Origin of the sequence: Massilia mucilaginosa, assembly GCF_011682145.1 — a bacterium.
Classification (GTDB): Bacteria; Pseudomonadota; Gammaproteobacteria; order Burkholderiales; family Burkholderiaceae_D; genus Telluria_A; species Telluria_A mucilaginosa.
The window spans coordinates 1-8,174 of sequence record NZ_WHJH01000100.1 but is presented as its reverse complement, the minus strand read 5'-3'; the positions used below and the strand labels follow the sequence as shown (position 1 = coordinate 8,174).

The 8,174-nt window shown below is 62.2% G+C and carries 10 protein-coding genes; 6 read left to right on the top strand and 4 right to left on the bottom strand.

Annotated elements, in window-relative coordinates; translation table 11 throughout:
- The first annotated feature begins 54 nt into the window (after positions 1–54).
- From F2P45_RS33470 to F2P45_RS33455, 4 genes are all read left to right on the top strand, one after another.
- On the top strand, positions 55–735 hold the full coding sequence (locus F2P45_RS33470) for a Fe2+-dependent dioxygenase (RefSeq protein ID WP_166882531.1): 681 nt from the start codon (positions 55–57) through the stop codon (positions 733–735).
- 58 nt (positions 736–793) lie between these two features.
- Complete coding sequence (locus F2P45_RS33465) at positions 794–1,177, top strand: BlaI/MecI/CopY family transcriptional regulator (RefSeq protein ID WP_166882530.1); 384 nt, start codon at positions 794–796, stop codon at positions 1,175–1,177.
- 123 nt (positions 1,178–1,300) lie between these two features.
- Positions 1,301–1,858, top strand: a complete 558-nt coding sequence (locus tag F2P45_RS33460) for a 2OG-Fe(II) oxygenase (protein WP_223164895.1) — start codon at positions 1,301–1,303, stop codon at positions 1,856–1,858.
- Between the two features lie 38 nt (positions 1,859–1,896).
- Positions 1,897–2,262: a hypothetical protein gene (locus F2P45_RS33455; RefSeq protein ID WP_166882529.1), complete on the top strand. Its 366-nt coding sequence runs from the start codon at positions 1,897–1,899 to the stop codon at positions 2,260–2,262.
- Between the two features lie 445 nt (positions 2,263–2,707).
- Here F2P45_RS33455 and F2P45_RS33450 read toward each other — a convergent pair whose 3' ends face one another.
- Positions 2,708–3,670: a ribonuclease Z gene (locus F2P45_RS33450; protein WP_166882528.1), complete on the bottom strand. Its 963-nt coding sequence runs from the start codon at positions 3,668–3,670 to the stop codon at positions 2,708–2,710.
- Between the two features lie 114 nt (positions 3,671–3,784).
- On the bottom strand, positions 3,785–4,330 hold the full coding sequence (locus F2P45_RS33445) for a PEP-CTERM sorting domain-containing protein (protein ID WP_166882527.1): 546 nt from the start codon (positions 4,328–4,330) through the stop codon (positions 3,785–3,787).
- A 195-nt stretch (positions 4,331–4,525) separates the two neighbouring features.
- Between F2P45_RS33445 and F2P45_RS33440 the strand changes: the two genes are divergently transcribed.
- Positions 4,526–4,984, top strand: a complete 459-nt coding sequence (locus tag F2P45_RS33440) for a DUF421 domain-containing protein (RefSeq protein ID WP_166882526.1) — start codon at positions 4,526–4,528, stop codon at positions 4,982–4,984.
- 50 nt (positions 4,985–5,034) lie between these two features.
- Here the strand turns inward: F2P45_RS33440 and gluQRS are convergent, their stop codons facing one another.
- Both gluQRS and F2P45_RS33430 read right to left on the bottom strand, forming a co-directional pair.
- Positions 5,035–5,961 (bottom strand): tRNA glutamyl-Q(34) synthetase GluQRS, encoded by a 927-nt coding sequence (gluQRS, locus tag F2P45_RS33435; RefSeq protein WP_166882525.1) that lies wholly within the window; start codon positions 5,959–5,961, stop codon positions 5,035–5,037.
- Positions 5,962–5,986: 25 nt separating this feature from the next.
- Positions 5,987–6,484: a nuclear transport factor 2 family protein gene (locus F2P45_RS33430; RefSeq protein WP_166882524.1), complete on the bottom strand. Its 498-nt coding sequence runs from the start codon at positions 6,482–6,484 to the stop codon at positions 5,987–5,989.
- A 415-nt stretch (positions 6,485–6,899) separates the two neighbouring features.
- Here F2P45_RS33430 and F2P45_RS33425 point away from each other — a divergent pair, with 415 nt between their 5' ends.
- Entirely contained in the window at positions 6,900–8,084 is a 1,185-nt protein-coding gene (locus tag F2P45_RS33425) for an Atrophin-1 multi-domain protein (protein WP_166882523.1), read from the top strand.
- The last annotated feature ends 90 nt before the right edge of the window (positions 8,085–8,174 follow it).

Below are 8,174 nucleotides of genomic sequence, written 5' to 3'. Positions count from 1 at the left end.
CGTCGTTCCCGCGCCTTGGCGCGGGAACGACGGCATCAGCCAACGGTTTTCCCCATGATGCTCCACATTCCCCAGGTACTCACCCCCGCCCAGGTCGCCGCCATGCGCCGCGCGCTCGACGACGCCGACTGGGCCGACGGCCGCGCCACGGTCGGCGCCCAGGGCGCCCAGGTCAAGCACAACCAGCAACTGCCCACCGACGGCCCCCTCGCCGCCGAACTCGGCCGCATCATCCTCGCGGCCCTGGCCGCCAATCCCCTGTATTTCGCCGCCGCCCTGCCCCTGCGCACCGTGCCGCCGCTGTTCAACCGCTACGCCGGCGGCGGGCACTACGGCGCCCATGTGGACGGCGCCGTGCGCAACGTCGCCGGCAGCGCCTTGCCGATGCGCACCGACGTTTCCTGCACCCTGTTCCTGTGCGACCCCGAGGACTACGACGGCGGCGAACTGATCGTCAACGATACCTACGGCGTGCACGAGGTCAAGCTGCCGGCCGGCGACATGATCGTGTATCCCTCGTCGAGCGTGCACAAGGTCGAACCGGTCACGCGCGGCAGCCGCGTCTGCTCATTCTTCTGGGTCCAGAGCATGGTGCGCGACGACGCCCGCCGCGCCATGCTGCTCGAACTCGACCAGACCATCGTGCGCCTGCGCGCCCAACTGGGCGACAGCGAGGAAACCGTCAGCCTGACCGGGCATTATCACAACCTGCTGCGCATGTGGTCGGAGATCTGAACTGGACTTTCCCATCTAGATAATTTACTCTAGATGCATTCCCACCGCTACCCTCCCCATGCCAGAGCCGACCGCCCTCCCCAAGCCCACCGCAGCGGAACTGGAAATGCTGCGCCTGCTGTGGCAACTCGGTCCGGCCAGCGCCAAGCAGGTGCACCAGGCGGCCGTGGCCAGCCGTCCCGACATGGCGTACGCCACCGTGCTGCGCCTGCTCCAGTTAATGCATACCAAGGGCTTGCTCACGCGCGACGAAAGCGCCCGCGCGCACATTTACGCGCCGGCGCAGCCGCAGGACTCCCTCCAGACCAGCCTGATCAAGGACCTGATTCACAAGGCGTTTTCGGGTTCGGGCAAGGAGCTGGTGCTGGCCGCCTTGCGCGGACACGTGAGCGCGCGCGAACGGGCCGAAATCCAGGCGATCCTGGACGAGGAACAGAAGTAATCCTTCTTCCCGCCTGGCGCAAACCGCCCTCCACCCATCTTAGTGATAAATGAATACTAAGTTAGTTGTGCGAATACACTAAGTGATTTATGATGTGTTCATCCGCAGAGAAAATGAACCCATATGAACACCATGCGCGTCGTCGAGAAAAACTCGGGAGCTTTCGTCATCGAACACTTCCTCACCCCCGCCATGTGCCAGCATTACATCGCGCTTGGTGAAGAAGCCGGCTTTGTGCCGTCGGAAGTCAATTTCCGCGACGGCTCGCGGCGCGCGGAAGACGTCCGCAATAACGACCGCGTCATATTCGACGATGCGGCGCTGGCGATGTCGCTGTTCGAACGGGCGCGCGAGCTGCTGCCCGCCGCCATCGGCGACTGGACGCTGTGCGGATTTAACGAACGGTTCCGCTATTACCGGTATGGCCCCCAGGAGTACTTCAAATGGCACCGGGACGGCGTGTTCGCCCGCTCGCCCGACGAAGAGAGCCGCCTGACGTTCATGATCTACCTGAACGCCGGCTTCGAGGGCGGCGATACCGAATTCAAGACCGAATTCATCAAACCGCAGGAAGGCGCGGCACTGGTTTTCCCGCACAAGCTGCCGCACCAGGGGACGGAAGTGACCGACGGCCTCAAATATGTGCTGCGGACCGATGTGATGTACCGCCGCGCGCCATAGCGACTGCGCACCGCGGTCGAATCCACCGAAAGCGAAACATGACAGATAAAACAGTTGTCCTCTACCGCCCTACCGGTCCGGAGGAACTTGAACTGGTGCGCCAGAGCGGTTTCAAGCGCTGGCCGCCGCGCTTGCCGGAGCAGCCGATTTTTTATCCGGTGACAAACGAAGCCTATGCCAAGCAGATTGCCGTCGAGTGGAATATCGGCGCCAGCGGAGTTGGCTACGTGACCCGATTCGAGGTGCTTGCGTCGTTCATGGAGCGCTATCAGGTTCAAAAAGTCGGCGGCAATCTGCATACCGAGTGGTGGATTCCGGCGGAGGAACTGGAGCAGCTCAACGACCATATCGTCGGGCTCATCGAGGTCATCGGCGAGTATCGCGATGGCGCGTCAGGTGAATGAGGCACACGGCGCTACGGTCAAGCACAGAGTGCTGCGTGCATGCCGCTTGCAATCCGCGCCCTTGGGTCACGCCTCGGTTTCCGATATCGGCGCGTCGCGCGGGGGCATTGCATAAGCACGATTTGTCGATGCGATAGTAAGAAGGGTAACAATATGAGAATTCAAGCTAACCTGCTCAATTTTTGCCTGTGAGTCCAAGCCGAAGCAAGTCCTTGCAAGACGTCGTGCGGGGACGCTGCTTGAGATACGCAACAACTTCATCATACCTTGCTTTGGTCATGGGACATCACCTGGCGCTCCCCACCGCAGGCAACGCCCGCTTCAATGTCAGAAACCTGGATATCGGATGATGACAAATCAGGCGGGCAGTCATCTGATGCACATCAACGCACGAGGTATCCGCAACAGCGCACGTCGGGGCGGGAATACCCAATCAACGGGCAGCTCAGGCCGCCTGCAGCTGGCGCACCACCCCGGCCGCGTCCAGTTCGTAGGTCGCAAAGTCCTGTGCCAGGAACAGATTGCCCGCGTAGTGTTGGCGCGCCTCGGCTTCGAGCTCGGCCATGCCTTCCGGGTTGTCGTAGCGCGCGCTGAAATGGGTCAGTATCAGGTTGGGCAAGCCGCGTTCGGTGGCGAACTGCGCCACGCGCTGCACCGAACTGTGGGTCGGTCCCGGTCCGACTTTTTGCAAGATGGCCTCGGTATAGGTGGCCTCGTGCACCAGTACCTGCGCCTCGGCGCAGGCGTCGCCGAGCAGCGCCGGGGTATCGTTGTCGCCGCCAATCACGGCCACCGCGCGTTGCACATCGGCCACGCGGAAATCGGCGGCTGCCAGTACGCTGCCGTCGTCCAGCACCACATCGCGCCCTGCCTGCAATTTGCCCCACAGCGGACCGGACGGCACGCCGCGCGCGCGCAGTGCCGCGCTGTCGAGCTTCCATTTGCTGGTTTCCAGCGCGAAGCGGAACCCCACGCTCGGGGCGCGGTGCGACAAGTGATGGCGCTCGATCGTCAGGCCGGTTTCGTGGTGCACCTGCTGCGCGCCGGCGACATCCACATGGATCAGCGCAAACGGCAGGAACAGCTCGGTGTGCAGCATGGTCGCGTCCAGCCAGGCCTTGACGGCCAGCGGCGCGATCAGGATCAGCGGGCGCTTGCGGCCGTTCATGGCGGCGCTGGCCAGGAAGCCGGGCAAGCCGTAGCTGTGGTCGCCATGGATGTGGGTGATGCAGATGCCGGCCAGGTCGTGCACGGTAAGCGCGATGTGCTGCAGGCGGTGCTGGGTGCCCTCGCCGCAGTCGACCAGCCACCAGTCGCGGTTCAGGGAGGTCTGCAGCGCCAGCGCGGTGACGTTGCGGTTTTTGGTGGGCACGCCCGAGGACGTGCCGAGAAAGGTCAGTTTGAACATGCCGCATTATGCGTCAGCCAGTAGGCTGGCGCCAGCGCAAACCTGTTCGCGGCCCGCGCCGGACGGCTTGGGCAAAGCGCCGCGCGCCTGTCGCACGGCGCCAGACGCCGAGCCTCAGCCTTGACGATGCTTGCGGGCGCGGGCGGCACCGATGCCGACGATCGCCAGGCCCAACGAGAGCATCGCCATCGAGCCCGGTTCCGGAACGGCCGAGGTGACGAACTGGCCGTGAAAGTAGGCGTCGCGCGTGCCGCTGATGCCGCTGAGATCGATTTCGATGTAGTCGGTGCCGACCGTCAGGCCGTAACCCAGCATATTGGTATCGACCGTCAGCGATTGCAGCAATGCACCGTTGCTGAAGTCGAGGTCGGTGAGGCGGAAGACAATGCCCTTGCCCCAGGCGAACGCATTGCGGTAATCGATGGCGAAACGGTCGGCGTCCACATTGAGCGTATACGCAACGCTGTAGTTCTGCTGATCGGCAAGGCCATTCTGGACCACAAACGGCGTGTCCAGCCCGAATCCCGTGATTCTTCCCACACCGCGGCCGGTGTCGATGGTGCGGTACATGCCTGCATCGACCGTGTCCCCCACCAGGGAGGCGTCAGCGCGCGCATCGGCCAGCAAAACCAGTCCCAACAATACTGACAACAACTTCATACATGTCTCCTTATGGTGTTTTTCATATTTTTCCTGCAATACGAAATTACCATACATCGCAGCTTGTATGTACAACTTTATTGCCGGTTGGCAGTGCACACACCGTAGGCCGACGCCATCCACGTTTCGTCCCCTTTCTTTACAATATGATAAAAATCCCTGGCGCGGCACGCTTCATCCTGAAAGGAAATACTCATGTTCGAGATGGACCATCCCTGGTGGGAATTCGTCGTGCGCGGCGCGGCGGTGTATCTGATCCTGCTGCTCATGGTGCGGGTTTCCGGGCGGCGCACGGTGGGCCAGTTCACCCCGTTCGACCTGCTGGTGGTGATGTTGCTCAGCGAAGCGGTATCGAACTCGCTCACGGGTGGCGATCAATCGCTGGTCGGCGGCTTCATCGTCGCGGCGGTGCTGGTGGGACTGAACATGGCGATGTCATTCATGTCGTCGCACAGCAAAAAAATGTCGGACATCCTCGACGGCAGCGCGGTGCTGCTTGGGCGCGACGGCGAACTGTACGACAAGGTGATGAAGCGCTGCCGCATTTCACGCGAAGAGGTCGACCAGGCCCTGCGCTGCTCCGATTGCGACATCAAGGACATGCGCTGCGCTTTCCTGGAAGCCGATGGCCAGATCACCATCCAGAAAAAGTAGATTCCTTGCCGTACTGACTTAAACAAGACATATCGGCCGTGTCGTGTTGCTCAGGCTGGGGCGGAAGCGAGCCCGAACCGTTCGGCCCAGGCCGGGACGGCTGCTTGCCAGAACGCGCCGACCGAGCTTGCCTGCGCCAGTGGCAGCTGCAAGAACGCGGCGCTGGCCTGCAGGACGGCCAGCGCCTGGCGCTCATCTTTGGGGGCGACCGCCAGCGCGCCAGTTTGCTTGGACAGCTTTTCGCCATCCGCATTGCGCACGACCGGCACATGCAGGTAGCGCGGCACCGGCACGCCCAGCAGGTGCTGCAGATAGATCTGGCGCGGCGTCGAATCGATCAGGTCGGCGCCGCGCACGATGTCGGTGACGCCCTGCTGCGCGTCATCGACCACCACCGCAAGCTGGTAGGCCCAGAAGCCATCGGCGCGCTTGAGCACGAAATCGCCCGACTCGGTGGCCAGATGTTGCGCCACCGGGCCGGCTGCGCGGTCGATAAAGGCGATCAGGTCGGCATTGCCGGCGCTGTCGACCTTGTCGGCGGGATCGGGCACGCGCACGCGCAGGCTGCGCATGGTCTTGCCGGGCGCGAGGCCGTGGCGACAGGTGCCGGGGTAAATGGCCGACCCGTCGGGTGCGGTGCCGAGGCGGGAATCAGCGATTTCGCGGCGGTTGCAGCCGCAGGGATAGACGTGCGCGCCGAGTTTGCCGGCGGCGGCCTGGTACAACTCCTTGCGCCGGCTTTGCCAGACCACCTCGCCGTCCCAGTCCATGCCCAGGGTGCGCAGCAGCGCCAGGATGTTTTCCGCCGCGCCGGGCACGCTGCGGCCTTCGTCCACATCTTCGATGCGCACCAGCCAGTGGCCATGATGCGCCCTGGCGTCCAGGTAGCTCGCCATGGCCGCCACCAGCGATCCCTGGTGCAGCGGACCGGTCGGCGATGGCGCGAAGCGGCCGATGTAGTTGCTTCGATTCGGCACGTGCGGTTGTCTCTCTCGGAGTCGTTTACTTGGCGGCCGCAGCGGCTTCAAAATCCTTGATTGTTTTAGTCACCTGGTCGGCCACCGGATTGGGAACGGCGATCGACAACTGATAATGCTCGATCTCGAATCCGGTGCCGGTCTTGCGCATCACGCCGCTGGCCTGGCACACGCCCATCTGGGTATCGAGCAGTTCGTCGAACCAGATAAATTTCTTGTCCGCCGACATATACACATTGCGCCTGGTGGCCTTGAACGACCAGGCCGAACCCTTGTCGAAGAAACGCTTGGCCCAGGCCTTGAACTCGTCGCGATTCCACAGTTCGGTTTTGTCGGTGCCGATATACACGCCATGTTTCGCCATCTTGTCGAAATACGCGGGCCGCGCATGCGCCGCATCATCGTGCCATTCATCGATAAAGGCGTTGATCTGCTTCGTGTACGGTGCGGCGGGGTCGGACGGTTGCGCGGACGCACCCAGGCTGACGATGAACAAGAAGCAGGCGAGCAGTGTTTTCTTCATTCTGACTTTCCATGGGCTTGGTGCGCGGGATGATGTGCGATTGTACACGCCCGCCATGCCGTGGGCTATCTCCGAAGGGCGCCAGGGTGTTCACGCCTCCAGGCTTGGCGGGAAAACACTTCTTATTAACCCCGCACATGATAAATTGCGTCCTCGCCATCTGTATTGGATATATTTACGACTCACATAAAAAATATCCAACTGGCCAATAACGGAATATGAATACCGGGTAAATTCCCGATAATCCGTTCTTATTCTGAAAACCGATCGTGCAATCGATTTCATAATCAGAATAGTGTGTTACTGTTTAATCAGCTGAAGGAAATACCAGCTGAACCGGGGACACGCTTTTTCATTATCAACGCTGCACTCGCCGCCCGCACCCAGGGCAGTATTCATTCCAAGGACTTTACAGATGAAACAACTTTTAGCTGTTGGAACACTCGCGCTGGCTTCCCTGACGCAGGTGCAGGCGCAGACGACGCCCGCGCCCGCATTTGGCACCTATCAAAAGCCGTTCGCCGCCGATTCGCTCTGGAATTCCTACCCGGTCAAGCCGGTGTTCGATACCTGGGAAATCCCGGCCACCAGCTGGAACCCGGCGATCCAGGCCGGCGCTTTCTCGTCCGGCATTTTCGAAGCGAAGGCCAGCGACGCGCCGATGCTGATTTACCCTGTGGCCGGCGCCACCGGCGTGGTCGATACCGACACCGAAATGCGCACGCCGACCTACACCATTCCCCACTGGCCAGCGAACACGGCGCCGGCAACCGGCGGCGATGGTCATGCCGATATCGTCGATGCCAGCCTGAACCGGATTTACTCGTTCTCCAATCTGAAGAAGAACGCCGAAGGCAAGTGGACCGCCACCCGCGTATCGTGGACGCCGCTCAATGGCACCGGCTGGGGCGATCCGGCCCACTACTACCAGGGCGCGCGCGCGGCCGGCCCGGCGCCGACCGGCGGCATGATCCGCATCGCCGAAGCCAACGACGGCAAGCCGATGTACGATCACGCACTGTCGATGTCGCTCGACTTCACCGGCCTGCTCGGCGGGGCCGATCACTACACCTATCCGGCGACGGCCGGCGACACGCCCATCAAAGACAAGCCGAACACCGGCCGCATCCCCGAAGGCGCGCGCGTCATGCTGCCGCCTGACTTTGACCTGAGCAAGATCACCGATGCCCGCCTGCTGAAAGTGGCGCGCACCCTGATGAAATACGGCGCTTATGTCGTCGACCGTAACGACAATACCCCGTTCGCCATCTACGTGGAGATCGGGGCGCAATGGAGCAACTCGCCGCCGGCCCAGCTCGACCTGGTACGCAAGTCGCTGCGCCGGGTGCTGAGCCAGTCCGGCCATATCGACGGCAACGGTACGCCGCGCGTGCCGGAATCGCGGGTCAACCTGCTGTCGCTGCGCGGCGCCTGGACCCTGATTGACGGCGTCGGCCAGCAAGGCGTGTACGACACCTTCAGCCAGTCGCTGGTATGGGGCACGACGACCACCCGGCCGATGACCCAGATCAATTACTCGACCTGGGGCCTGGGACGGGTCAATGGTAAGCGCTCCATAAACCCCAGACTTGCTGGCTAATCCGAATTTCCGCATTCTTGCTACTTCGATTTGATACCGGAGCAAGCATGGAAAACACGACCGTTTTTTGGGAGAAGCACGTTGCCGCGA